General features: G+C 42.9%; 22 protein-coding genes and 1 tRNA gene. 9 read left to right on the forward strand and 14 right to left on the reverse strand.

Going from position 1 to position 25720, the window contains the following annotated elements; translation table 11 throughout:
- Positions 1-289 precede the first annotated feature (289 nt).
- A complete protein-coding gene (locus ACTXGK_RS16255) occupies positions 290-550 on the forward strand; it encodes a hypothetical protein (RefSeq protein WP_443517347.1) in 261 nt (86 codons plus the stop codon).
- A 113-nt stretch (positions 551-663) separates the two neighbouring features.
- Here the strand turns inward: ACTXGK_RS16255 and ACTXGK_RS16260 are convergent, their stop codons facing one another.
- From ACTXGK_RS16260 to ACTXGK_RS16270, 3 genes are read right to left on the reverse strand one after another with little or no spacing between them, the layout of a single operon-like run.
- Positions 664-2238 carry an aldehyde dehydrogenase (NADP(+)) gene (locus ACTXGK_RS16260; RefSeq protein WP_443517346.1) on the reverse strand — a complete coding sequence of 525 codons (1575 nt, stop codon included), beginning with the start codon at positions 2236-2238 and terminating at the stop codon, positions 664-666.
- A gap of 10 nt (positions 2239-2248) precedes the next feature.
- Positions 2249-3247: an AraD1 family protein gene (gene araD1, locus ACTXGK_RS16265; protein WP_443517345.1), complete on the reverse strand. Its 999-nt coding sequence runs from the start codon at positions 3245-3247 to the stop codon at positions 2249-2251.
- A gap of 11 nt (positions 3248-3258) precedes the next feature.
- A complete protein-coding gene (locus ACTXGK_RS16270) occupies positions 3259-4566 on the reverse strand; it encodes an MFS transporter (protein WP_443517344.1) in 1308 nt (435 codons plus the stop codon).
- Positions 4567-4782: 216 nt separating this feature from the next.
- Here ACTXGK_RS16270 and ACTXGK_RS16275 point away from each other — a divergent pair, with 216 nt between their 5' ends.
- Together ACTXGK_RS16275 and ACTXGK_RS16280 are read left to right on the forward strand one after the other, a co-directional pair.
- Positions 4783-6516, forward strand: coding sequence for an IlvD/Edd family dehydratase (locus ACTXGK_RS16275; protein WP_443517343.1), 1734 nt, complete (start codon positions 4783-4785; stop codon positions 6514-6516).
- 101 nt (positions 6517-6617) lie between these two features.
- Positions 6618-7334, forward strand: a complete 717-nt coding sequence (locus ACTXGK_RS16280; protein WP_201600087.1) for a FadR/GntR family transcriptional regulator — start codon at positions 6618-6620, stop codon at positions 7332-7334.
- A gap of 174 nt (positions 7335-7508) precedes the next feature.
- Here ACTXGK_RS16280 and ACTXGK_RS16285 read toward each other — a convergent pair whose 3' ends face one another.
- Positions 7509-8405 carry a hypothetical protein gene (locus ACTXGK_RS16285; RefSeq protein ID WP_058023487.1) on the reverse strand — a complete coding sequence of 299 codons (897 nt, stop codon included), beginning with the start codon at positions 8403-8405 and terminating at the stop codon, positions 7509-7511.
- 806 nt (positions 8406-9211) lie between these two features.
- Here ACTXGK_RS16285 and ACTXGK_RS16290 point away from each other — a divergent pair.
- Entirely contained in the window at positions 9212-9772 is a 561-nt protein-coding gene (locus ACTXGK_RS16290; RefSeq protein ID WP_443517342.1) for a PepSY domain-containing protein, read from the forward strand.
- Positions 9773-10013: 241 nt separating this feature from the next.
- On the opposite strand, the gene ACTXGK_RS16295 is transcribed toward ACTXGK_RS16290, so the two are convergent.
- Positions 10014-10104: transfer RNA gene (locus ACTXGK_RS16295), tRNA-Ser, on the reverse strand.
- Between the two features lie 186 nt (positions 10105-10290).
- Here ACTXGK_RS16295 and ACTXGK_RS16300 point away from each other — a divergent pair.
- From ACTXGK_RS16300 to ACTXGK_RS16310, 3 genes are all read left to right on the forward strand, one after another.
- Positions 10291-11127: a DNA/RNA non-specific endonuclease gene (locus ACTXGK_RS16300; RefSeq protein WP_443517341.1), complete on the forward strand. Its 837-nt coding sequence runs from the start codon at positions 10291-10293 to the stop codon at positions 11125-11127.
- Positions 11128-11179: 52 nt separating this feature from the next.
- Positions 11180-11443: a hypothetical protein gene (locus ACTXGK_RS16305; protein ID WP_443517340.1), complete on the forward strand. Its 264-nt coding sequence runs from the start codon at positions 11180-11182 to the stop codon at positions 11441-11443.
- Between the two features lie 260 nt (positions 11444-11703).
- Positions 11704-12087, forward strand: coding sequence for a DUF2147 domain-containing protein (locus tag ACTXGK_RS16310; protein ID WP_371532811.1), 384 nt, complete (start codon positions 11704-11706; stop codon positions 12085-12087).
- Between the two features lie 200 nt (positions 12088-12287).
- Here the strand turns inward: ACTXGK_RS16310 and amtB are convergent, their stop codons facing one another.
- The 4 genes from amtB to ACTXGK_RS16330 form a co-directional block, all read right to left on the reverse strand.
- A complete protein-coding gene (gene amtB, locus ACTXGK_RS16315; RefSeq protein ID WP_443517339.1) occupies positions 12288-13550 on the reverse strand; it encodes an ammonium transporter AmtB in 1263 nt (420 codons plus the stop codon).
- Positions 13551-13656: 106 nt separating this feature from the next.
- Entirely contained in the window at positions 13657-13995 is a 339-nt protein-coding gene (locus tag ACTXGK_RS16320; RefSeq protein ID WP_010197981.1) for a P-II family nitrogen regulator, read from the reverse strand.
- 464 nt (positions 13996-14459) lie between these two features.
- Complete coding sequence (locus ACTXGK_RS16325) at positions 14460-15314, reverse strand: universal stress protein (protein WP_443517338.1); 855 nt, start codon at positions 15312-15314, stop codon at positions 14460-14462.
- A gap of 158 nt (positions 15315-15472) precedes the next feature.
- Positions 15473-16972: a SulP family inorganic anion transporter gene (locus tag ACTXGK_RS16330; protein ID WP_201601511.1), complete on the reverse strand. Its 1500-nt coding sequence runs from the start codon at positions 16970-16972 to the stop codon at positions 15473-15475.
- A gap of 671 nt (positions 16973-17643) precedes the next feature.
- Here ACTXGK_RS16330 and murD point away from each other — a divergent pair.
- Both murD and ACTXGK_RS16340 read left to right on the forward strand, forming a co-directional pair.
- Positions 17644-19080, forward strand: a complete 1437-nt coding sequence (murD, locus tag ACTXGK_RS16335) for a UDP-N-acetylmuramoyl-L-alanine--D-glutamate ligase (protein ID WP_443517337.1) — start codon at positions 17644-17646, stop codon at positions 19078-19080.
- A gap of 288 nt (positions 19081-19368) precedes the next feature.
- Positions 19369-20565, forward strand: coding sequence for an FtsW/RodA/SpoVE family cell cycle protein (locus tag ACTXGK_RS16340; protein ID WP_201601515.1), 1197 nt, complete (start codon positions 19369-19371; stop codon positions 20563-20565).
- A 105-nt stretch (positions 20566-20670) separates the two neighbouring features.
- On the opposite strand, the gene gluQRS is transcribed toward ACTXGK_RS16340, so the two are convergent.
- The 5 genes from gluQRS to ACTXGK_RS16365 all read right to left on the reverse strand — a co-directional run bounded on the left by gluQRS (position 20671) and on the right by ACTXGK_RS16365 (position 25638).
- Positions 20671-21651, reverse strand: coding sequence for a tRNA glutamyl-Q(34) synthetase GluQRS (gluQRS, locus tag ACTXGK_RS16345; protein WP_443517336.1), 981 nt, complete (start codon positions 21649-21651; stop codon positions 20671-20673).
- Positions 21652-21898: 247 nt separating this feature from the next.
- The gene (gene dksA / locus ACTXGK_RS16350) at positions 21899-22336 is read right to left on the reverse strand and encodes an RNA polymerase-binding protein DksA (protein WP_201601517.1); all 438 of its coding nucleotides are present in this window, start codon (positions 22334-22336) and stop codon (positions 21899-21901) included.
- A gap of 472 nt (positions 22337-22808) precedes the next feature.
- Positions 22809-23651, reverse strand: coding sequence for a metallophosphoesterase (locus tag ACTXGK_RS16355; RefSeq protein WP_443517335.1), 843 nt, complete (start codon positions 23649-23651; stop codon positions 22809-22811).
- Positions 23652-23899: 248 nt separating this feature from the next.
- Positions 23900-24715 carry a metal ABC transporter permease gene (locus ACTXGK_RS16360; protein WP_238038622.1) on the reverse strand — a complete coding sequence of 272 codons (816 nt, stop codon included), beginning with the start codon at positions 24713-24715 and terminating at the stop codon, positions 23900-23902.
- Between the two features lie 125 nt (positions 24716-24840).
- Complete coding sequence (locus ACTXGK_RS16365; RefSeq protein WP_443517334.1) at positions 24841-25638, reverse strand: metal ABC transporter ATP-binding protein; 798 nt, start codon at positions 25636-25638, stop codon at positions 24841-24843.
- Positions 25639-25720 lie beyond the last annotated feature (82 nt).

Below are 25720 nucleotides of genomic sequence, written 5' to 3' on the forward strand. Positions count from 1 at the left end.
GCATTATGCTAAGCGCTATAAATTCGTTGTACGGTTGGCAAAATCGTCATATAGAGGTTGGTAGGTTCAATAAATACCAGCCAATAGTGCAACTCTGTAGCTTTCTACCGTTAGTATATGAATGCGCTTAGCAGTGGTAACAATCGCAACCTTTCTTCAAGTTTCATAAAGCTACTTAATACGAGAACCAGTTATCATTTTCTTTGTCGATAGAGCGATGCTTTATCGTGATACTTCATAAGGTATCTTTAATCATAATTTATTAATATGAATTAAATTAGGAAAAACAATGAAAAAGATAATAGTAAGTTCGATTCTAGCCGCTACTGCTTGTTTGTCGATGGTTGGTCAAGCCAATGCTGCACCAAATTATTCACAACATCATGCGTCTCAAGTACAACACCAAAAACATGGTAACAAGGCAGATAGCAAGCATAAAGTTGTCAAAAATAAGGCGAAGGATTCTCACGATAGATCAAAGGCGGCAGCTACTAAATATAAGGTGAAAGGTAAATATCAAGGTAAAAATACTCACGAACATCGTTCTTAAGACTAACCTTCGATAATCCAAAAATGACGCCTTAAATGGGCGTTATTTTTTAATGGTATATACAGTAAAAAAAGAGACCATTAATGGGTCTCTTTTTTGGTTAATTTCTCATACTAAATTTTATTTCGGGTCATTTCACCGTTAACCAATCTCAAGATATTGAATGGATTTTCATCCTTCAATGCTTCTGGTAACAAGCTTTGGGGGTAGTTTTGATAACACACAGGGCGTAGATAGCGATCGATTGCCAGCGTTCCGACCGACGTGCCACGTGCATCAGACGTTGCAGGATAAGGCCCGCCGTGTACCATTGCCTCGCAAACTTCTACTCCTGTTGGATAACCGTTTAAGAGTAGGCGTCCAGCTTTCTCTTCTAATACAGGTACCACGTCTGCAAATTCAGCAAAATCGGCTTCATCAGCAATCAAAGCGGCTGTCAGTTGACCGTTCATGCTACTGAGTGCTTGAATCAGCTGTGCCTTATCTTGGACTTCAATGATTATGGTCGCAGGACCAAAAATTTCTTCTTGTAGCAACTGATTGCCTGCCAGCAGTAACTCCACATCTGCTTTGAACAGTTGCGGCTGCGCTTGATTCTCTTGTTGAGGCTGTCCGGCTAAATGCTGGAACCCTTCATGTGTCATCAAATCTTCCAGACCCAATGAGTAGCTTTCTAATGTGCCTGCGTTCAACATGGTTTGTGCAGGTTTGGCATCGATAATAGTTGTCAGATTTTCAATAAACTGACTGTATTCAGGTGATTTAATACCAATGATTAAACCAGGATTGGTACAAAACTGTCCACAGCCCATCACGACAGAATCTGCTAAGTCTTGAGCAATACTATCTCCACGATTTTTTAGGGCAGCGGGTAGCATGAGCATAGGATTGATACTACTCATTTCTGCAAATACTGGAATAGGATTGGGGCGAGCGGCTGCCATCGCACTCAATGCCTGCCCACCTTTTAGCGAACCTGTAAAACCAACTGCTTGAATCAAGGGATGTTTTACCAGCATTTCACCGACACCACTGCCATAAACCATACTAAATACACCTTTGGGCATATTGGTGCTCGCAACCGCTCTATCAATCGCTTGTGCTACTTGATCCGCTGTTACCATATGACCACTATGCGCTTTGACCACGACAGGACACCCTGCTGCTAACGCAGAAGCCGTATCACCGCCTGCTGTCGAAAAGGCTAAAGGAAAGTTACTGGCCCCAAACACAGCAATCGGACCGACCCCTATCTTCACTTGACGCAAATCTACACGCGGCATAGGCTCACGTTCAGGCAATGCCGTATCGATACGCGCCCCTAGATAGTCACCTCGGCGTAGTACTTTAGCAAACAAACGCATCTGACCACTGGTACGACCACGCTCGCCTTGTAAGCGGGCAAGTGGTAGGGCGGTCTCTTGTGAAATACCGTCAAGAAAATCTTGCCCCAGTGCATCTAGTTCATCGGCAATCGCTTCTAGAAATAACGCACGCTGTTCAGGTGACGTATTACGATAGTTTTTAAAGGCGTCACTGGCGGCCTCGCAGGCTGTATTGACCTCTTCTTCAGTCGCTTGATGAAACTCATAAGCCAAGGCGTCTCCTGTGCTAGCATCAACGCTTTGTAAGACTTTGCTGCCAAGCGCACTGCGTTGACCTGCAATAAAATTATGTCCAATAACCATAGTATTCTCCTTATAGGGTTTTAACTGAACCAATGGATAGCTCAGGTTGAGTATGTGTAATCTTATTTTTTAAAGAATGACCAAATTCTTTCATCTCAATCTCAAACTCATCACCGACTTGGGTTTGCATACCGTCTGCAAATGACAGCGTCGCCGTACCAAAATAATGAATATGTACATCACCTGGTTTTAAGAATTGCTGATATTTAAAATGGTGGTATTCAAGATTGGTTAGGCTATGACACATATTGTCTTCACCTGATAAAAATTCTTTTTCCCAAATCACGTCACCATCACGGCGTAGACGACTGGTGCCGACCAAATGTTTTGGCAATTCACCCGTGCGTAGCTCTGGGCCATAACTACAAAAACGTAATTTGGAGTGGGCAAGATACAAATAGTTGCGACGCTCCATAATGTGATCAGAAAACTCATTACCCATGGCAAAGCCAATGCGATAAGGTTTTGAATCTGGACCAATTACATACAGACCTGCAATTTCAGGTTCTTCGCCACCATCTTCTGCAAAATTAGGTATTGGCAGGTCTGCACCAGGACGAACCACAATAGAGCCATCGCCTTTATAGAACCATTCAGGTTGTGCGCCCACCTCACCGTCAATAGGTTTGCCTTTTTCAATCCCTAACTGGAATATACGCATGGTGTCGGTCACTGATGCGGTATCCGTTACGTTCTGTTGGTGCATTTTGTCACGAGTAGACGCTGAGCCTAGATGGGTCAAACCCGTCCCTGAGACAAAACAATGCGCGGTATCTGGATGATCTAAAGGCGCAAGTACCTGTAAGTTGTCTAGTAGTTGTGCGTAGTCATAGTTCTCAGAGGCGAAGCCTAATTGTTCGATTTGTTGCTCTAGGCTCAGTGTGTTTTCGATTGCCATTAATGCTAAGTCTCGAACCGTCGTCACCTGATTGATTGGCTTGACAGTATTGTTTTCGACAATGCCAACCGCGCGCTGCTGGTCTTGGGTTTCAAATTGAATAATATTCATGATTAATGTCCTTAGTACGCTTGTTCGCTAACGGTTGTTTTTTCAGATTTCTTTTTTTCAAATTTGGCGTAGACGAAATAAGTCAAAATCAAGCCAAATACCATCACCACAGAGAGAAAATACAAGCCCGCTGCCATGTGCCCTGTGTATTCCTTTAATAAACCAATGCCATAAGGTCCCAAATAACCGCCCAAGTTACCTACTGAGTTGATCAAGGCAATACCAGCTGCCGCACTACTGCCTGTTAAGAAACGGCCTGGCAGTGTCCAAAAAACAGCCGTTGTCGAAAATAAGCAAAACGCGACGGCAGATAGTGCAACCAATTGCAGGATAGGAGAGGTGAGCCAAGCACTTAAGAACATAGCAAAAGCACCTACTGCATAAAGAAAACCAAGATGCCCATAACGATCATTTAGACGGTCCGTACTGCGCGGAATAATCAGTAATCCGACAACTCCGAAAAGATAAGGAATACTCGACAAGAAGCCAACTCGTAGATCGCTACCACCACCAAACTGCTTGATAATCGTAGGTAGCCATAGATTTAAACCATAAATACTCAAGGTGACAGGTAGGTAATACAGCGCAAGGAGTAACACACGTTTGTCTTTTAGTGCATGTAAAGGATTGGCATGCCTTGTTTGCTCATACTCAGACTCATCTTTAACCAATTCATTTTGCAACCAACTTTTTTGCTCTGTGGTTAACCAGTTGGCTGTTTTAATATCATCTGGCAAATACAAATACGTGGGTAGCGCCAAAAGAACAGCAGGTAAGCCGACAGCTATGAACAACCATTGCCAGCCATGCATGTTCGCCATGCCATCCATACCGAGTAAGGCACCGGATAACGGGCCTGCAATCACCATTGCAATCGGCTGCGACAGCACGAACATACCCATGATTTTGCCGCGATGACGCACTGGGAACCATTGGGTAATCAAATATAGAACACCAGGGAAGAACCCTGCTTCAGCAACACCGAGTAAAAACCTAAGCGCATAAAAGCTCTTAGGGCCTTGGGTAAGCGCCATCGCCATGGTAATCAAACCCCATGTCAATAAAATGCGAGTGAACCACTTACGTGCTCCAAACTTGGCCAATAGTAAGTTGCTTGGCACCTCAAACATGAAGTAACCAATAAAAAATAAGCCTGCGCCAAATCCATAAGCGGCGTCACCGATACCAACATCAGCACCCATATGTAGATGGGCAAAGCCGACTGCACCGCGATCAATATAAGCGACCACATAAAGCAAAATTAATGCAGGGATTAATCTGTAGGTCACTGTTCGTATAACGTTCTTTTCGAAATCCATATCCGACTCCACGTTCCATGTGGTAATTCTCACGCATCATGCCAAAGAGAAATTATCTGTAATTGAGGGTGTTATCAGTCGATAACTGAAATAATGTATAAAAGCTTTAACTAAAATATAGTAATACTATTTAAATGTAAACCCTTTTAAAAAGATTGTTTTTAGTGTATTTTAATTGATATTATTTAAATAGTATTACTATATAAGGATGTAAAGATGTCAAAAAAGAAGCCACTACGCTCGGCAGCTTGGTTTGGAACGGCGGATAAAAATGGATTTATGTATCGTAGCTGGATGAAAAATCAAGGCATCCCAGATCATGAGTTTGATGGCAGACCCATTATCGGTATTTGTAATACGTGGTCAGAATTGACTCCTTGCAATGCCCATTTTCGCAAAATCGCTGAGCATGTAAAAAAAGGCATTTTAGAAGCGGGTGGGTATCCTGTTGAATTTCCTGTTTTCTCAAATGGTGAATCCAACCTACGCCCAACGGCGATGCTGACGCGTAATTTGGCGAGTATGGATGTAGAAGAAGCCATTCGTGGTAACCCGATGGATGGGGTCGTACTATTAACAGGCTGTGATAAAACCACACCTGCGCTACTGATGGGTGCGGCCAGTTGCGATGTTCCAGCTATTGTAGTCACCGGTGGGCCGATGCTAAATGGCAAACATAAAGGAAAAGATATTGGCGCGGGTACCATTGTCTGGCAAATGCATGAAGAGTTTAAGGCTGGCAAGATTGATCTCAATGAATTTTTATCTGCAGAATCAGGCATGTCGCGCTCAGCGGGTACCTGTAATACGATGGGCACAGCTTCGACAATGGCCTGTATGGCTGAAGCATTGGGGACGTCTTTACCACACAATGCCGCTATTCCAGCAGTAGATTCACGCCGTTATGTTTTGGCGCATTTATCAGGTATGCGTATCGTTGATATGGTCAAAGAAGACCTGACGTTATCCAAAATTTTAACCAAAGAAGCATTTGAGAATGCGATTAAAGTCAACGCCGCCATTGGTGGATCAACCAACGCAGTGATTCACTTAAAAGCCATTGCTGGACGTATTGGTGTTGATTTAGAGCTAGAGGACTGGAATCGTATTGGTCGCGGCATGCCTACTATTGTGGATTTGCAGCCATCAGGGCGATTTTTGATGGAAGAGTTTTATTATAGCGGCGGACTGCCTGCGGTACTGCGCCGTATGGGTGAGCACAATCTGCTACCGCATCCGCAAGCACTGACTGCGAATGGACAAAGCATTTGGGAGAATTGTCAAAGCTCGCCTATCTATAATGATGAGGTTATCCGTCAAATAGACGATCCACTGAGTAAAGACGGCGGTATGTGTATCTTACATGGTAACCTAGCACCAAAAGGAGCCGTCCTCAAACCGTCGGCGGCTTCAGCGGAACTGATGAAACATCGTGGTCGTGCCGTGGTATTCGAAGACCTTGACGACTATAAAGCCCGTATTGTAGATCCAGACTTGGATGTCGATGAAACCTGTATTTTGGTACTCAAAAACGCAGGACCTAAAGGGTATCCCGGTATGGCCGAAGTTGGCAATATGGGATTGCCACCCAAACTGCTAGAAAAAGGGATCACAGATATGCTGCGAATTTCTGATGCACGTATGAGTGGTACGGCGTATGGCAGCGTAGTACTACATGTGGCACCAGAAGCCCGCGCAGGCGGACCATTGGCTGCGGTACAAAACGGTGACTTTATTGAGCTTGATGCCTACGCAGGTAAATTGCATTTAGATGTCAGTGATGAAGAACTACAGCAGCGCTTAGCGAATTTACCACCACCACCGACACCCAACTTTATTGGCGGCTATCGCGAACTCTATGTCAAGCATGTGCTGCAAGCGGATGAAGGCTGTGATTTTGATTTTCTGGTCGGTTGTCGCGGTTCTGAGGTACCTCGTCATTCGCACTAATTTGCTCAAAAATTGGCACTAGTTTATGCAAAATAGAAGACCTTGTTTATTGATAAGGTCTTCTATAACATACTAGTGTCAAATATGAGTAACGATAATATATGAGCACTGCCGACTACAAAAACCCCGTTCCAAGCAAAAGCCAACATGCATTAATTGTTCAACAATTGGGTCTAAAAATCGTTTCTGGTCATTTTCCTGAAAACGAAAAACTACCCTCTTCAGATGAGCTGTGTGAGGAGTTTCAGGTCAGCCGTCCTGTCTCTCGTGAAGCCATACGGGTACTGAACTCTAAAGGTCTGACATACTCGCGTCCCAAAGTCGGTACGGTCGTGCGTCCCAAAGACGAATGGCATATGCTTGATCCAGATGTGCTGTTTTGGTTGATTGAATCTACACCAGAGAATGATTTTTTCAAAACCTTATCGACCGTTCGACGTGTGTTAGAGCCTGAGATGGCGTATATTGCTGCTACCACTGCAACCGATGACGATATTTTACAGATCAAAACAGCGTATGAAGGCATGGAAAAGGCGACTAATGCAGAAGAATTTATGCAACCTGACATAGAGTTCCATCTTGCCATTGCCAAGGCCACACATAATGACCTACTGGCTTATATGTCAAAAATGTTGGTATTACCGCTACAACAATCTATTAAGCTGACCAGCTTAAGACCTAACTTACAAACGCACTCCCTACCAAGGCACAAAGCAATCTTAACGGCCATCGAAAATAAAGATCCGCTATCAGCCAGACTGGCGTCTTTAGTGCAGTTGGATGATACCAACGTGGCCTATACCTTAATCAAAAAGTAATAAACGTTTGATCGATCTTTTGAACGATAAAATATCTACTCAATAGAGTTTGGTCATCTGTGCTAATTCTCGAATACTTACGCAGTGTCGTAATATAAAAAAATAGCGCCCATTGTAGGCGCTATTTTTTGTCTTAATGTATACAAGTAGCTAGGTCTCAATTCACAGCTAATATTAATAATTAGCCTTGATTTGTGTTTCCAAGAATTTAGTCGCTACATCGTTATACTGATTACAGTAAACTTCTGAAACACCAGGATCAGTGTTTTCTTTTTCTTGGATTCCTTCCTGACTATATGAAGCGCTGTATATCAAACCGTTGTATCTAATAGCGGCAATAATATCGCCATCTTCGTCAGTATATCTAACAGCTGGTAGCTCATTATTGAGTCCGACATATTCTTTGACAACATTAGTGACTGTATACCATTCTTGCTGGTTAGTAATCCACTCATCTATAGTCATGCTACCTTCATCCTCATCTTCAGAAAAAGTATAGAAAGTTTGATTAGGTGTTTCTAAAAATATATAGCATTGAGAGCCACTAGGAAAAGTGGCATTAAATCCATCAGGGAAATAATCTAAATCAGTATCTATACCAGTAGTAGCATTGCGTGGTTGCTTGCCTACGCCCGTAAGGTCAAGAGTAGCAATGTCATAAGTAGAGTTAAAAGTTGAATTATTTGACTGAACTTTTAGTGTAAAGGTATCGCTATCAACGAAGTTGATTTTATAAAACTTACTGTCAAAATTTTCAGGAACAGCAGCGAACGCGTTTTTGCCAGCGTAATATTCCAGCTCATCATCGTCGCTTCTACTATTTTGATAAGCAGTAGGTGAGCTTCCTACCACAGTGGAGATTGTTTGTATCAAGCCATTATTACTGAGTTTGTACGCGAGCTTGCCCCAGCCATCTTGATATTCATCATTTGACATATCGGTGAAAGGATCAAAAACTGTATAGTCCAATTCGTTATTAACGGTAGGGCCGACCTCGTTATCATCACCGCACCCTGTCAATATCATTGTACTTGCCAAGGCGATCCCTGCGTATAGCTTATTGATTTTCATATTGTTACCTATCGTTAGTTTCCCGTAAGAAAATAATCATAGATAAAGCTATAGTTAATTGCAAAACAAATTTTCGGTTTTAACAGTGTTGCTACAATAGAATTTACGTTTTATTCACATATGATATTCAAAAACCTAATATTTTCATTAACCGTAAAATTGTAGTGCTCCGAACCCTATTTGAAATGGCAACGCCCGCGGAGAAAATCAACCAAGATAACGCTAATAAATCTATTTGGAAATCTTATGACACCTTTTGTGCTAATAAATAGTGGCAGTATCTGTACTAAAGTTAAATTTTCTAACACTAATCACCGCAAATACAATACGTAGTAATTTAAAGATGACCTTTATTTATTTTTACCTATAAGTACTTATACATTTATTATCACTATAAAAATTCACATGGGAGTAATGATGAAAAATATTCTCTAATTATTTTTTGTCATTTCTAGATTAAGCCATTCATCAAGAAACCATTTTATTGATTTCTAATAACTAAGCATTATCGATTGGCATTAACTTAGCCAAGACATCTATCAAAATGACTGTATTCCGACGTCTCATCGCTACTAATCGCAATATCGTTCTGTTTGATAAACACCATATTTTGAAAAGTAGTAAACAATTCGGCCACGCTTTGACATAGTTATAAAATACTTTACCTTGTAGACACAACATAAGTTACGTTTTATCAGCATAAATCATTTAGACAGAACGCGGCGGACTGTGTCACCATCTTTCACGACATTATTTCAATAAATAACGATCTCGATAATATATCTGGAAAACCTGAAGGCCTTATTATGAAAAACATATCAACATTAAAAAAATCATTAGCAGTAGCATTGAGTGTCGCTACCCTTAGCGCGGCTGCTATTCCATTGAGCCAAGCCGCTACATCAGTGAATGAAACCGTTGCGTTATCACAGAGTAAAATCAGCTTAGAGCAAGCGATGATTCTCGCCAATAAGGCGGTAGCAGGCAATATTATTAGTGCAGGCTTTGATCAAGAAGACCGTATGGAAAATAACCATTATGAGATTAAAATTATTGCCAATAACAACGAGCAAGAAGTCATCGTCAATGCCAATACAGGTGAAGTGATAAAAGATGAAATAGAGCGTTTAGATAAAGAAGATTTGGCCGAATATAACGCCATGAAACAAGCAAAAACTAGCCTGTCGCAAGCCATGAAAAGTGCCAATAAAACGCTAAACGGCACGGTGCTGGAAGCCGAGTTTGATATGGATGCTAATAAGCCTGTTTATAAGATTGAAATTGGTAAAGGTAGTCAAATCTATGATGTTGTGGTCGATAGCATGACAGGTAAGGTTTTGAGTGATCATGTGGATCATGACGATTAATCATTGATAGACGATATCAATTTTTTGCCCCAAGCAACTCTTTAGTGGTTTGGGGCTTTTTTATGCACTATTCCCCATCATGAGCTAATATCATCGATACAGCTGAATCATTCAGAATTGAAATATTATCTATAGGTAAATAACAAGTATAAAAAAAACGCTAGACGCGTTATTTATAAGGGGTTTAAGCAGTGTTTGGGATAGGGTGGGACAAGATAGGAAAACTAGCACTTAATAAGATTGGCGGTGAAGGAGGGATTCGAACCCTCGATACGCTATGAACGTATACACACTTTCCAGGCGTGCGGTTTCAGCCACTCACCCACTTCACCGTTTTTTGAACGCCTAAGTATAGCGGATACCATTTAAAATGTCACGACTTGCGCGCTATCTTTCTTTATTGCTAACTGCCTGCTAGGATAGCAGATACGCAATGATGAGTATAAATGGTTGAAAGTTGAATGATAAGTTTCCGTGAGCGCACATATGGGCTTAAACACAGCATGCTAATGACTGTCATGACAGTTGCAATAGGTATTACTCAAGCGCATGCTGATGATTTCACGCAGTGTAGCCAATCTTTTTATGGTGGTATCTATCCTGAATTTACCAACACTAAGCTGAGTAATAAGACACAAGCATTATGCATGGATGGCTTTGCCGTTATGTACTCTGGTGTATCACGGACACCGCTGTGGTCAGCAGAGCATCTAGATCGCACACGTCTGCAGCAAGCCAAACAGATCGACCGTGAAGATAGCTTCCATGAAGAAAGCAAGCTTCCAGAATCAGCACGCGCGTCATTATCTGACTATTCAGGTTCTGGTTATGATCGCGGACACCTAGCACCAAATGCCGATATGGCAACGCGCAGCCAACAGTATGATAGCTTCAGTCTGGCCAATATTGCGCCGCAGTCACCACGTAACAATCGTTATATTTGGCGTAATATCGAGTCTGCCACTCGGTATTTGACGCAGCAATACGGTGAGGTTTATACCATCACAGGTGTCGCATTTACCAATAAAAAAACCAAGCAGCTTGCCAATCGTGTGCTTGTACCCAGCCATTTTTTCAAAGCAGTGTATATACCCGCGACCAATCAAGCAGGGGTATATTACGCACCAAATGACGAGTCGGAGCGCATCGATGTTATTAGTATCGATGAGCTGACCGCTGAAACCGGTATCGATGTCTTGCCGATGTTGGACATTCAAACCAAGCGAGAAGCGTTTGACTTGCCATTGAAGGCAGGTGAGAGTTCAGACACAACTGATACGCCCGCTCAGGAGCCGGATTGGATACTATTTGTCTGGGCTATTTTGGAGTGGTTGCTTGCACAATTAAAGGCATAGAGCAAAACGTAGAGTACTTTTTGGGTTTTAAATACACCATAAGGATGAACACATGATTGACCCATTCGCCAATGATCACCAAAGCATGCAGGTTGGTGATCTTGTTATTGAAAACCAAAAGGACAAAGTCATCATCTATGGTGATATTGACCTGACTTTGGATGCATCTGGATATGAACACGCCCAGCAATTGCATGAGCTAATGAGTCGGGTCATAAACGCATTTGAAAGTAAAAACCTTTATAGTAATAATGATGATAAGTCAAAAGAAAATGATGACCAGTTGGACAAAGATATCGACAATCCCTTCTTGTAAGTCTTTGATATGGTTTTATTTTATAGAAATAATAAAGTATAAAAAAATTACTAGGCAAAGTCGGAAAATTGCTTATAATGAGTCAAGACATCGCTTATGTCGCTCAAAATCTTTGACAAAGAGTTATGAGCAATATCGATAACCTACGTTTTATAAGTAGAGAATCGTAAAGCTTGTAATAAAAGATTCTAGCAAAGGATAAGCATAGGACATCAGAAACATAATGTTTCGAGCAATCATTGTATGAAGGGAGTCAATCTATGAAATTATTTACAAAAACCACTTTGGCAGTTGCTGGTATTAGTGTTGCTAGTATGGCATTTGCCGCTGATCCATTAGCCAATACTACTTGGCAGACATACGACGATGGTGAGCCAAAAGGCACGGTAAAAATCACTGAGTCAAACGGCGTGTTAACCGGTACACTTATTGCTGCCAATACGGCTAAAGGCAAAAAGCATGTTGGTACGACGGTCATCAAGGGTCTGAAGTCTGATGGTAACGGTAAATATAGTGGTGGTACGATTACTGATCCAGCAAAAGGTAAAGATTATCGTATGACTGCAACTCTAAACGGTAACTCGTTAAACATAAAAGGTTATATCGGTCCATTCTCACGTAGTCAAGTATGGAAAAAGAAATAAATCCATAAAGAACCTAACTATTAAGTCTGAACCTGATAGATAAAAATCCCGCATTACCGAAAGGTTTTGCGGGATTTTTTATACTTCTTATTTTATCGTTTTAAGAAAGGGGATTGCTTGATGACTAGAATAATAAACGCTGACACTACGGTAAGTAGTATCAGCGTATCGAATGATAGGGTTTAGACTATTGAGGAATCTTATCTGATAAATTCTGGATAAGCTTCCATACCACATTCTGCAATATCAGCACCTTCATATTCATCTTCTTCAGAGATACGGATACCGATGACTGCTTTGAGGATTCCCCAAACGATCAAGCTAGCGATGAACACCCAAGCAAAGATGGTCGCCGCACCCACAATCTGACCGACAAAGGTAGATGCTGGGTTGGTAATTGGTACGATTAGTAGACCAAATAGACCAACCACGCCATGAACTGAGATTGCACCCACTGGATCATCAATTTTGATTTTATCTAACGCTAAGATTGATAACACGACGATGACACCAGCGATAACACCAAAAAGAGTGGCTTGTAGCGCAGAAGGGGTTGATGGCTCTGCAGTAATGGCGACTAGGCCTGCTAATGCACCGTTTAGGAGCATGGTTAGATCTGCTTTGCCAAAGATGATACGAGCGATTATCAGAGCGCCTACAGCACCGCCAGCGGCAGCAGCATTGGTGTTCAAGAATACCATGGCGACAGAGTTGGCACTGGCGATATCACCAAGTTTAAGTACTGAACCACCGTTGAAGCCGAACCAACCCATCCATAGGATTAGCGTACCAAGCGCTGCCAGTGGTAGGTTAGCACCAGGAATCGCACGTATCTCACCGTTAGGACCGTATTTACCTTTACGTGACCCTAAGAGCAATACACCTGCTAGAGCAGCAGCAGCACCCGCCATATGGACGATACCAGAGCCTGCAAAGTCAGAGAAGCCCATATCACCTAGGTTAAATAACCCAAAGACATCGTTGCCACCCCAAGTCCAACTGCCTTCTAATGGATAGATAACACCGGTCATAACAACAGCAAATAATAAGAAAGCCCATAGCTTCATACGCTCAGCAACAGCACCTGAAACGATTGACATACAAGTCGCTACAAAGACTACTTGGAAGAAAAAATCTGAGGCTGCAGAGTAGACAGAGTCACCACCAAAGCCATTTTCGGCAGAGGCTGCTAACGCGTCTTCTACCAAGGTGTCGCCGCCTGCAATTCCGCTCAAGAACAGATCGCCACCATACATAATAGCGTAGCCGCATATCATGTACATGATACTGGCAGTTGCAAATAGCGCGACATTCTTAGTTAAGATTTCGACCGTATTTTTTGATCGGACCAGTCCGGCCTCTAACATAGTGAAGCCGGCTGCCATCCACATGACCAACGCCCCACAGATCAAAAAGTAAAACGTATCGAGCGCATACTGGAGCTCAAAGATTTGACTTTCCATTTAAATTCCCCTTGAATTTACGATATAGATATCGGTGTGACCGATAGATAAAAATGCAGTAAGAGCCTTTTCCTATAAATCGATGTTTATAGATATGGCCTCAAATCTAAATAGCATCAGGTCCGGTTTCGCCCGTACGGATACGAATGACTTGCTCAAGCGCAGTGACGAAGATTTTGCCGTCACCAATCTTGCCAGTGCTAGCGATACGAGTGATCGCTTCAATAGCAGGTTCGACCATCTCATCGATCACAGCGACTTCGACTTTTACCTTGGGTAAAAAGTCCACCACGTATTCTGCGCCGCGATAGAGCTCTGTGTGACCTTTTTGACGACCGAAACCTTTGACTTCAGTGACGGTAACACCTTTAACACCGATGTCAGAAAGCGCTTCACGCACATCGTCGAGCTTAAACGGTTTTAAGATCGCAGTGATTAGCTTCATAAAAAATTCCTTATTTGTGTGATGCCGCAGATTGATAGAGGCATTATGGTGCATCGTCGTATCTCTGCTTTGCTTACGGTAAGTTATTCAAGAACTGTGCCAACCTACTCAAGGGGGAGGTAGAATTGGGTTTATTTATTCAAAAATAACCGCGGTTGCAACAGAGCATATGAGTGACGATGTAATGATGAGAGCCATCATTATAAACATAGTGAAAGTGAATCAACCTTTAGCATTTGGTTAATGAAAACTTTATTATAACCAACTTTTTAGGTGCTTGGGGAGGCTATCCCTCTATTTCATGTGACGATTTGCTAACTTGAGTTTAGTAATAAAGTGGGTATTTGATGACAGCTGATTAAAGCTAAATAGAGGAGAGGTTGCGGTAAGCGGCAGAGACCAAAAGAGTCGTTGGTGCTCTGCGCTTAAATAGATAGGCTATGTGTGTGTAGATAAAACGATGCCTAAGCCTTAGGAAAAAGGAGGTATGGTGTTTTGGTGCTGCCTAGTAACTTCTTAGTATCGCTGCCTTGTAGCAACTCACGTAAACGCGATTGGCCAAACGCGCCTGTTATGAGTAAGCCGATATCGTTTTGGTTTTGGTAGTAATTTAAAGCCGCTGCAACATCACGGCAGTCTAATAATGTTTTTTTAGATTTGATACCTGCTTGCTTGAGCTTCGCATATGCTTCACGTAGGGCATCACAGTTATCAGAGGTTTCTTTACCGATCATGACAATATGAATGGTCAAGGCACGTACGAGCGGGGTCTTACACAACCAATTAAGTAATTTATGGCATGTTGGACTGTTGTCAAAAGCAAATAAAGCGGTAGTAGGGGGCAAAAATGGTGCATGTGTCACCAAAATGGGGCAGTGGCTGACTCTAATCAGTTGTCCCAATGTCGATTTACATGTGACATGATGACCGATGACGATCAATTGTGCCTTATCATCGACGTAATCGATACTCTGGTTCAGGTTTTCATGACGATGCAAGGTATAAGTTTTGAGCTTATGAGGCTTTTGCTCACAATACGTGGTAGCTTGAGACAGTAGCAATCTACCCTGTGCTTTTAGCTCACAGTTGCTCAAATGCTCTTTGGTTGTGAACTGCTCAAGCAAGGCATTTTCATCATCGATATTGAGACAACCAGAATAATTGACTGCAGCTTTTTGCTGTAAGCTTGGGACTGAGTGTAGTAGTCCTACAGGCGCGCGCAAGCGAATGGAAGCCCACATGCTGGCCTCTAATACGGCTTGAACATGATCAGGACAGTCCAAGCAAGCAATGACACTATCTGGTTTTAAGTTACTCATAAAACGGCCACATCATTCTAATCATAAAAATCAGCCACTCAGCGTAGGGTTAAGGCATCACGTACATACCCACCTCTTTTGACCAACGCAGCTGTCTATTTATCCATCGATTCACAAAACCTTGCCATACATCAATGTCAAGGCGGATGCAGATTTGCTTAATCTAATAAGCCAATATCTCGGCGATCGTGAACAGAGAAGCGGTCAATCAGTGTTCGACTCGCATTGTTGAGTCCTACCACTTTGACATCAATACCTTCACGTTGCAAGCGCATGACCAGCTTGTCCAAGGTATCAACAGCACTGATGTCCCAAAAATGCGCATGGCTGACGTCAATTTGAATGCTGTCTACCGCTTCTTTGGTATCAAAGCTATTCAAAAACTGTGTCGTCGAGGCAAAGAACACCTGTCCTTGAACATAATAATAACGGGTATTGCTACTGTCATCGTACTCACTGAATATGGTTAAGAACTGACCAATCTTATTGGCAAATGCCAAGGCAGATAGCAACACGCCAACACCAACGCCATAAGCTAAGTTGTGCGTAAAGACAGTGGTCAATACCGTCGCTAGCATCACTATATTGAATGACATAGGATGCGTTTTGAATTCGCGAATAGATTGCCAGTTAAACGTGCCAATCGATACCATAATCATGACGGCAACGAGGGCTGCCATTGGGATTTGGCTGACCCATTCACTTAAGAATACTACCATGATGAGCAGTACCACACCTGCGATCAAGGTAGAAAGGCGCGTGCGTCCACCGGATTTTACATTAATCATTGACTGACCGATCATGGCGCAACCTGCCATACCACCGAAGAAACCTGACACCACGTTGGCTATACCTTGACCGCGGCACTCTTTGTTCTTATCACTTGGCGTATCGGTCAGCTCATCGACAATCGTCGCAGTCATCATAGACTCTAATAAACCCACAATGGCAAGCGCAATAGAATAAGGCGCAATAATTAGCAATGTATTTAGGTTTAATGGAATATCCGGCAACAAAAACACAGGCAACGAATCTGGCAAATCACCCATGCTACCGACGTTACGAATATCAAGATTCATATACATCGCAACAGCCGTCAACCCAACGATACAAATCAATGGTGACGGAATGATGCGACCGATTTTAGGAATAAGTGGAAACAGGTAGATAATCCCCAAGCCTACAGCGGTCATGATATAAACAGTCATACCGACACGCTCGGTCATGGGATTCAGTTCTGGTAACTGGGCGGCGAATATCAATATTGCCAGTGCGTTGACAAAGCCAATGACGACTGAGCGCGAGACAAAGCGCATCAAATTACCAAGCTTTAGGATGCCCATGACGACCTGAATAACGCCGCACAATAATGTTGCAGCCAGTAAATACCGCAAGCCATGATCAGCAACCAAATCGACCATGACTAAGGCCATAGCACCCGTTGCTGCCGAAATCATACCTGGACGACCACCAACAAAACTGATCACGACCGCGATACAGAATGAGGCATATAGGCCGACTTTTGGATCAACACCTGCGATAATAGAAAAGGCAATGGCTTCTGGAATAAGCGCCAAGGCGACAACCAAGCCCGATAAAACGTCACCGCGAACATTGGAAAACCACTCGTCACGCAAGTTATCAATAAAAGATGTCATAAGTAAACTACATAGGGTTAGAGGCAAAAAAAGTAATCATTACTCATTTATAAAATGATCGCGTCGCTAATAATAGCTATTCATTTTTCTTTTACGTCAACATGTACTGGATCATGTTGCTGTGTTGGAGTGTGAAAGGTCAATAATAAGTATGTCTACTGATTTTTTTTGGTATCACGAATACGCTCATCAATAATCAATACGATGATAAGGACAGTAAAATGACCTAAAAATATGGTTTGAATCAGGTTGCTTAAAATAGGCTATAAAAAAATACCTATCATAAGACATAGAGTCAGCAATCGCTTGCTGCAGTAGAGGGTGATAAATAATCTGCCAAATCATGACTACTATCTGACATATCACTATCACACACGAATCGTTGCTAAAGAGACGTGACAATAGCGCGATAAATGTGACAACATGCTAAACTAAAATAGTCAGGCGAAACGCCTTGTCACATAACAATGTCACATATCAATCAAGCTAACTATTATAGCATTAGCCACTGAATATAAAAACAGGCGAATAATAGCACAAAGTCATAAAAAATCAGTACCGAAATATGAACGATACCGTTATGATGCTTGTCATCTTGGCGGTGTCATTTAGAGTCGCTGTACGCTCAGTTTGCTTGACGCCATTTTGCTCGTTCAATAGAAGGAATAGATATGACCGCTAATACCGCAACAGAAACCTTAATCCATAAAGGCAACGGTCTACAGGTCGTGGTCGGTTTGGGACAGTCTGGGTTATCGGTCGCGCATTATCTGGCCAAGCAAGGCTATCAAGTAGCGGTAACAGATGCACAAGTCGCGCCTAAATTGGCAGAGCAACTGCCCGCTGGGATCGAGGTTCGTCAGTTTGGTGCGATTGACGCAGAGCTATTACAACAAGCGGCACGCATTATTATTAGCCCAGGCATTTCGCTCGAAAATGATGCAATTGCAGCCGCGCGCCAAGCAAATATTCCAGTAGTTAGCGATATTCAGCTATTTTGCGAAGCCTGTACTGCACCGATAGTGGCGATCACAGGATCCAACGCTAAAAGTACCGTAACGACCTTAGTTGGACAAATGGCGGTAGATGCTGGCGTCAATGTTGGTGTTGGTGGCAATATTGGCGTGCCAGCACTGACTTTGCTTGATAATGCAGATATGGAGTTGGCAGTGCTGGAGTTGTCTAGCTTTCAACTAGAAACCGTCACTAACTTGGGGGCAAAAGTAGCGACTGTTCTCAATATGTCACCTGATCATTTAGATCGCCACGGTGATATGCTTGGCTATCATCAAGCCAAGCATCGTATCTTTCAAGGTGCCAAGTCAGTGGTCATTAACCGCGAAGATGCGCTCACCCGTCCATTAGTCGCAGACAACCTACCCAGAATCAGTACCGGTATCCATGCGCCCGATAAAGGTCAGTATGGTCTCATTACAGACACAGAAGGCCAAACTTATCTTGCACGCGGTACAGAAAGATTACTGTCCGCAGACAAACTGTTGATTAAAGGGCGTCATAATCTGCTGAACGCGCAAGCAGCTTTGGCACTTGGTGAGCTTGCAGGTTTGCCCCTTGAGAGTATGCTCGAGACGTTACAGCAATTCACAGGTCTTGAGCATCGCTGCCAATATGTAGGGAGCTTTGCTAATATCGACTATTTTGATGATTCTAAAGGCACCAATATTGGCTCGACCATGGCCGCTATCGAAGGGCTAGGCGCGGTCTATGCACCAAAAGATGGTAAGCTATTGTTGATTTTGGGCGGGCAAGGTAAAGGTCAGCAATTTGGTGAGTTGACGCCCTTTATCAATCAGTATGTCAGCCAAGTGTTATTTATTGGTGAGGATGGCAAGCAAATTGAGCAGCATTTACGCGCAACAAAATTAAGCGATGATGTCGCATTGCATCAATGCCAAACATTAGAAAACGCCTTTGTCACTATTCAGCAAGTCACTGCTAGCAGCTTATCGCAAGTGCAAGCGGTATTGTTGTCGCCTGCTTGTGCCAGTTTTGATCAATACAGTGGTTATGCGGCTCGCGGTGAGCATTTCAGTCGACTGGTTGCTCAGTTAGATATGGCACAATCAGATAGCACGATTATCAGTTAAAAGTTTTAAATGGCTATGGGCTCGAACAGATTAGCTTAGATGGTGTAGTAGCACGTGAATTACTTATTAACCAAAGCAGTATTTCTCTTATAAATGATTGTTTTGCTTATAGATTGCTGCTACTGTCAACCGTAACGACTCTGATTGCTAGATAGATGATTGCTCAAGCATTTTTTGATGATTGAGGGTTTTTATCATCGTCTATCTAGTAAGATTTACTTTATGATTTTTTAAACGGTGGCGTTTCATAGACGCCGTGTTTTTTCGTTTGTTAGTGTATATAAAATTATGGCGCTCTCCTCTTTTTTTCGTTCTTCGCCCAAAACCAAGCAAGCCTCTGGCTCAGATGGTGTTCTTTCTATGCCATCAGCGCGCGCAATTTTATTATCGAGCGTCGGCTGTATCATGGTACTCAGTCTGCTGATGGTGGCTTCTGCTTCTATCCCTTTTGCGCTCAGTCGCGGTATGACGGAGCTGTATTTTTTCAATAATCAGCTACTGTACATGACGATTGGGTTAATCGTCGCTATTATCCCTTATTATGGTGTGTCGTTACGGACGCTATATAAGACTGAAACTCAGTTTCTGCTATTGGGTATCACCGGGATATTGCTGGTGGCAACCCTGTTTAGTACGCCCATTAACGGCTCTAAACGCTGGCTCACGCTAGGTGGCTTTAACTTTCAGGTAGCAGAATTAGCCAAGCTGGTCATGATTGTGTTTGTCTCTGATTTTGTGGTGCGCCGCTCTTTTGAGGTTCGTAATGGCCTAGATGGCTTTTTACGCATTATGCTCGTGGTGGCATTGATAACGATACTGCTATTGTCGCAGCCAGATTTTGGTTCTTTTGTCGTTATTTTGGGGACGCTGTTCGCGATTTTTTATATCGCTGGAGCACCTTACAAGCACTTCTTAGCATTGGGTGCGGCTGCCGTTGGTGGCGCAGTGTTGATGGTGACCACGGCAGAGTACCGATTGGTACGTGTGATGTCGTTCATGGATCCGTTTGATGATGTGCAGGATACCGATTATCAGCTGGCACGTAGTCTGATTGCTTTTGGCCGTGGACAGTTCACTGGGGTTGGCTATGGCGAAAGCGTACAAAAACTGTCGCATTTGCCTGAAGCGCATACTGACTTTCTATTGGCGATTACGGGTGAAGAGTTAGGCTTTGTTGGTGTCAGTATGGTATTGATACTCGAAGCACTGATTATCGGTAGTGCGATGCGTATCAGCTACAACGCGCTAAAACGTCGCCAGATGCGCATGAGCTATACCGCGTTCGGTATCGGTGTGGTGTTTATTGCACAGACAATTATTAATGCGGCGATGAACATGGGTGCTATTCCTACCAAAGGCCTCACCATGCCATTCTTTAGTTATGGCGGTTCTTCAATGTTGATTAGCTTAGTGATGGTGGCTTTATTATTGAAAATATATAAAGAAAGTCCTGAGATTGAAAAAAGCCAATGCCGCTACTACTAAAAAGTTGAAGTTAGTTTATATACTGTATGAGCAAGCACTAAAAAAGCGCCGCAAACAGTGGCGCTTTTTGCTATTTGTTTTTTGTGAGTTACTTTTTAGTTATCTTCAATAAGGCGAATTCAACTGCTGTTTCCCTTGTAGCGGCGTATTGTCCCATTGAGCAATTGCTTGCTTGAGCATATTCTCTGGTGTATCAATATCGACCTTTGGTTGCTGTAGGAGTTTTAAGGCATCAGCGATAAGCTGGCTTGGGTCTGAAGTATCAATTGGCTGCGCAAGATTTTGCTTAGAGAGCTTTTGACCATCCGCATTATTGATTAATGGCAGATGATACCATTGGTCGATGGTTGGCAGTTGTGCTGCTTGCATGATACTGATCTGTGCCGTGGTCATGGGTAAGATATCCAAACCACGCATGATATGAGTCACCTGTTGTAGGCCGTCATCAATGCTGGCTGCCAGTATATAATTGATCATACCGTCTTGACGACGAGCCACCATATCTCCTAGTGTCTGCTGCGGATTGTCCCATTGCAGTCCTTGGATACCATCGTGAAAGCCAATTTTATAGTCTGGTAGCTGTATACGTAATTTATGCTGTTGTCTGTCAAGGCCAGATGCGACACAGCGTCGTGGGTAACGCTGTCTGTTTGGCTGCGTTTGGTTGCATGGTTGTGTTAAGTTTGCATTATTGTGATGTCTACTAATTTCCTCTTGCGCCCAATATTGCTCTAAGTCTTTGCGTGAGCACTGGCAACCATAGGTCAATGGGCGTAATGATGAAGACAAGTATTCGTTATAAATATCAATACGTTCAGATTGATAAATGACATCACCATCCCAGTGCAATCCAAGCACCTCTAGGTCCATCAAAATCTGTTCAGTGAACTGTCTATCACAGCGCTCGATGTCGGTATCTTCGATACGCAGCAGCCACTGTCCACCGATCGATTTGATATGGCAAAAGCTTGCAAGTGCCGTGGTCAAAGAACCAAGGTGCAACTCACCCGTTGGTGAAGGCGCAAAGCGGCCAATAGGCTGGGATAATTTGGTGTGAGATGGCGCGTCAGTAGGAATAGTTTTCACAATAAATGGCTATCGATAAAAATAATATAGATAGAATAATAAAAATCAGGTTCAAAAGATATTTATTAAATGAGATTGTTTCGTGAGCAAGGGCAACATTTCACCAACGCTACATCAGTCATATACTCAACACAGAGTAGGGGGAGCGTTTGCGTGAGGAGGCGGTCGTCTAAACGGTCGTCTAAAATGCAAAAAGCGACCACTTATAGGGTCGCTTTGTTTTACAGTCATCTTAGTTCTATCTGATTTAAGCGCCTTGGTTTTGGCGTTCTTTAATCTCAGACAAAGTCTTGCAGTCGATACATTGGGTCGCTGTTGGACGTGCTTCAAGACGGCGCAAACCAATCTCTACGCCACAAGTTTCACAAAATCCATAGTCGTCATTTTCGATTTCTAGCATAGACTTGTCGATTTTGCGGATAAGTTTGCGTTCACGGTCGCGTGTGCGCAAAGCGAGCGCAAACTCTTCTTCTTGAGTCGCACGGTCATTGATATCAGGCATGGCGCTTGATTCGTCTTGGATGTAGTTTTTGGTACGATCCGCTTCGCCAATCAGTTGGTTTTTCCATTCCAACAAAATCGCCTTAAAATGCTCTAATTGTGCATCAGACATATACTCTTCGTCTGGGGCTGGCACATAAGGAGTAAACTTGACTTCACTTGGATTTGTGGTCACGGTGCTCATATGGGTATCCTACTTTTTCAAATTAATTCAATAAAACGACGTATCAAAAGACAAGACGTTATCAGTTTTACAAACGCTATAATTTGTCCCTTTATCAAACGTTTTACCACTTGGTAACACAAGTAACACAGCTGATCAAATAATATCGTTATGCTGGTCTATCGGTATCGACACACCATTGCTTAGTTATACTGCGATGCAACATTTTGGTTCGATAGCATGGCTGCAATCATGTGGTAAATTACTGACTGTAAAAAACGATTTTAGCTACTATATTGCTGACTAATATGAGATATCAGGTCATTTCGCTTCATTTTACAAGTTGTATCATTGTTTTTAATAATAATGAAGTTATTTTTTATACTGATCTCATTTTTTCTTAATCTACTCTCTAGCGCCACTTCAATTAATAGGTGCTAAATCCTTGAGGTGTAAGCGCTATAGCTATTTTATGCACCAATAAATATGGGCATTAAGTATCCAGTCTTTCAATCCAGCTTGCAACCTTTCCATTGTTGGCTAATTGCAACCAGCGGTAACCAGGCAAACACGCTTCGTCGTAAGCAAAATCATGCGAATAAGGTTTGAATTGATAGCAGGTAGATGGCGTGCTATAAACAGTCACACCTTGGCGATAACGAATCTGCTCTTGATGAGTATGACCGCTAATAATCACCTGTAAATGCTCAAAAGGCGCCATATACTCCCAAAAAGTTTCAGCGTTTTGCGCCATATGGGTGTCAATCCAGTCAGAATCTACTGGGATGAGGTGATGGTGTAGGGCGATAAGCGCAGGCTTGTCACATGCCTCAAGCCGTTTGCATAGCCAATCAATATCTGTGGTGGTTATCTCACCTGCCACTTTACCTGTGATAGACGAGTCTAATAACAGTAGCTGCCAGTGATCACTCTCAATGATGTGCCGACTGAGTAAGCGTGAGTCAGCAGGCTGGGCAATGAGTGTCCGCTGAAAAAACGGCAAATCTTCACCATTCTCATCAGTCACATCGTGATTGCCAGCGATACATACAAAAGGAATCTGGGTTGCCTGTAGTACGGCAAAAATATGGTCATAGGTGGCGGGCTTTACTTTACTGACCAGATCGCCAGTCACGATAATCAAATCACAGCGAATATCTTCATTTAACGCTTGCTGCAGTACAGCTTCAAAATTACGCTGACAATCACCCACCTCATTGACATGACTACTGTCAGTATCAGCAGCGACAGGCGTAGATAGATGCAAATCAGTAATTTGTAAAATATTTATCTGTTCATCGGACGTGCTGATTTTATTGACGGGATAGTTCGGCATTGGGTCGGTCCCTTATCGAATCAAAACAATGGTCATTGTGAGAACGAGTATGGATAAATGATCTATTATTTTCAAAGTTATATGAATCTATTATTAACGCTAATTAATGATAAGTCATATAGCGAATCGTTATAAATAATGGTAAAGCAAGTTTATAACATAAAGCCAATGAAAGCTCTAGTAATATTAATGAAATAAAGTTGACTAAAGGGAATGTATAATGCTGCTATAGCCCATATATCAGCACGCTAGCGCGCTGACCGAAATTTTATTTTGGCTAGCTTGGAAACAATTAGCGCGATAAAAAATAATATCGCTAGTATCAATACGATAGAGAGTCCCGTCTGGATATCTAGCCAGATACTTCCCCACACGCCGAGCGTCACGCCGAGCTGCGCAATGATAAATGCTGTGACCACCATTTGTTTTGGTGATGAAGACCATAAGCGTGCCGTCAGTGCAGGTAATACCAATAAACCGCTGATCAATAAGCTTCCAACAGCCTGTAGCGCAATCGCACAAAACCCTGCGAGAACGCCCATAAAAAATAGTCGCTGGCGGGTCGGATTAATGCCTTGAATACGAGCTAGTGCTTCATGAGTTGCAAGTTTTATTTGAGCGGGCCAAATATACAACAGTAGCCCCAATCCAGCCAGTACGCTACCAGCGAGTAGTGGTAAATCCGCCCAGTCCAGCTCAAGTAAATTGCCAAATAAAAACCCCAAGACATTGGCTTGTTGATTGGTCAGCTGCGTTAAAGTCAATAGCCCCAAACACAACAGCGTGACGGCTACCACCGCAAGCACGGCATCAGCTGGCAGACGGTCATCATCCATCAGTACCAGACACAGCACCACCGCTGCACTAACCAGCGCCACACCTATACCCATAGGCAACTGCCACCAAGCAGCAAGTGCAACTCCAAGCAAGGTACCATGTGCTAAAGCATCGGCAAAGAATGCCATGCGTCGCCACAAGACTAAGCATCCTAAAGGCGCTGATAGTAGGGCTAAAATACTGCCAGCGATCCAAGCAGGTGCAATAATGGCTAACCAAGCGGTCATAAGAAGTGTCCGTAAAATTTTTATAAGAAAAGTTAGTGCTATCTATCGGTCTGGTAACCCTAGCTTTAACGAATTTGATATGAGCTATTTTCGATTTAGCTCATCATTGTTTTTGGTCGTTATCGTTATAGCTCGCTTGGTGCATGATGCTCGCAAGCATGCGGCTGATGCACATATGGCTGCTCATAATGATGACCAAATAGCTTTTGAAACTCAGAGCTGATAGCAAGCTCGCTTGGTTGTCCTTCACAGCAAATGTGCTTGTTGAGACAAATGACACGGCGACTGCCTTTCATTACCCAGTGCAAATCATGAGATACCACCAGCATCGCACAGCGCAAAAACTCCGGCAACTCATCAATAAATTGATATAACCAAACCTCGGTGTCAGGATCGAGACCCTGCATCGGTTCATCTAAGATAAGTAAATTTGGCTTATCTAATAGAGCTCGTGCCAATAGTACTCGCTGTGTTTCACCACCTGATAAGTGCAGCATTTGTCGCGACAATAAATGCGTTAGTGACAAATTATCAAATATAAACTGTCGCTGCTCAGAAGTAAGACGCTTCTTATCTGCTTGTCCCAACAAATCGCAGACGCGCAGCGGCAGTATGGGCGGCACAGCAAATCGCTGCGGCACATAGCCAAGCTGTAGCTGCTGATGGGCTGTGATACTGCCTTTTGTGGGTTCGATCAGACCCAAAATAAGCTTGACCAACGTTGACTTACCGGCACCATTAGGTCCGATAATACTAACGGTTTCATTGATTGCAATATCGATATCAATATGTGAGAGCAAACGTTGATGCCCGATATGGTAGCTGACGTCGTTCAAGCTCAGCAGTTTGCCAGCTTCATTCGTGGGACTACTATTCACAATAGCAGTAGTCGACTGTTTAGAGGGTGAGGTAGACAGGCTCATAGGGTGACAACGAATAGGTAAATGGATAATACAAATAAACAAACAATGACAGTGACGTACTTTTTAGGCAACCAAAGAGCCT

Source organism: Psychrobacter sp. T6-5, assembly GCF_052258485.2.
Lineage (GTDB): Bacteria > Pseudomonadota > Gammaproteobacteria > Pseudomonadales > Moraxellaceae > Psychrobacter.